The organism is Bartonella sp. AA74HLJMH (assembly GCF_042197045.1).
In the GTDB taxonomy this organism is placed as follows: Bacteria; Pseudomonadota; Alphaproteobacteria; order Rhizobiales; family Rhizobiaceae; genus Bartonella.
Window position 1 is genome coordinate 1 of sequence record NZ_JBHIRJ010000080.1, and the last position, 1,805, is coordinate 1,805.

Sequence of the window (1,805 nt, forward strand, 5' to 3'; positions counted from 1 at the left end):
TTGATTACCTTCGTAGCATCATCCTGCTTAACAAGACTATCTCCTACAACTTTATTAATCTCATTCTGAAGCTCTTTATGAATATTCATGAATGAATCACCAACACCAGCAAAGGCAGACGCAACATCATCATAGCTCTGCTCTTCAACGGCACTGCCATCTTCTTTGACGATCTTAACTTTGAAGCTTGGAGTACTCCATTGACCTTCCTTATATTCAGCGCCACCACCTAAATAAGTTGCAACAGTCTTATTCGTCTCAAAAAGCTGAGAACCATTGACCGCTTCACTTGAGCTTGCAGAAACCTCTCCATTGGAAAGAAACTTAATTTTACTGTTGCCTTTCTCATCACCCTCTCCATGTGTTGCTACAAACGCCTTTTCAGAATCACTCCACAACAACGCATTCTGCTTAATATTTTCAGTAACCTCCGTGTTGTTTTGAGTAAACTCTTTTTGAAGATTCTCAAAAGATGTTCCTACACCAGCAAATGCTTCCGATACAGTATCATACTTCTTCTCTTCAACTTTAGTACCATCCTCATTAACGATCTTAACTTTGAAACTTGGAGCCGTCCAAGCGCCACCTGCATAACTAGCATCACCACCTAAAGACTGCGCAACACTGTTACCTAGAGCATATAGCTGATTTCCTGCTACAGCATCGCTTGAGCTAGCAGTAATATCACCATTTGCAAGTGATGTGATTTTGCTGTGTGTCTTCTCACCATCTTTTTCTCCATGCAAGGCGACAAAAGCACCTTCAGCCTTGCTCCATGATAAAGAATCTTGTGCAACTCCTTCTGAAACTTCCTTAATACGAGCGTTGATAGTGCTCATGCTGTCATTAATGTCATTAAAAGCACCTGCAACATTATTACTGCTCTTCTTATCACCTTTCGTACCATCATTGCTGAAAGTCTGAATTTGGAAATCCGGATCTTGCCATTCGCCTTTCTCATTATAACCAGCACCACCACCAAAATAGCCAGCAAACTGTTTTTGCAGATCATAAATCTGTCCACCGGTAATCGCATCACTCGAGCCTGATACTATAGAGCCAGCTGCAAGTGATGTAAGCTTGCTGTTCTCTTTATTGTCTCCATGCGTCGCTACAAACGCATCTGCGTCCTTATTCCACAACAGCGCATCGCCTTGAACTTCCTGAGTAATATTCGTGATGTTTTCAGTAAGTTCATTAAACTTATTCGTTAGGTTGTTATTCACATTCTTGAAATTCGTATCAATACCTTCAATGGCTAAACCAACATCACCATAGGATTTTTCTACTACCTCGCCTTTTGCATCAACACTGGATAATTTATAGGTTGGACCCGTGAAAGTACCATCTTTAAAGCTTGTACCTCCACCTAAGTATTTCGCAATATCCTGAGAAACCTTAGAAATCTGACCGCCATTAACCGCATCATGCGAATTCTCACTAATCTGACCTTCGGCAACATTATGCAAACCAACAGATGCAGAACCCTTACCTTTACCCAAAGTCACACTCGCATAATTAGTGCTGCTATTATCATCACCTTGTTTATCATAGTGAACAACAGCCGATTCATCAGACTGAAGATTGTTAGAAAGCTCCTTCAGACTTTTATCAAGCTGGTCTTTATTAACAGCTTCATTACCTCTCACGGCTTCTTTCACACCGGAAAGAATTCTATCCCCTTTGTCTTTATTTGCGATATTGATTTCATTGCCTTCTACTTCTTTACCAATAGTGATAACTTTTGTCTTTTCATCCTGCTTGGCAAGGCTATCACTGACTACATTGGTCACATCATTGTGAAC

General features: G+C 40.7%; 1 pseudogene. It reads right to left on the minus strand.

The features are described from left to right. Positions 1-1,805 (minus strand): annotated as a pseudogene (locus ACFINH_RS09725) (hypothetical protein); the annotation flags it as partial.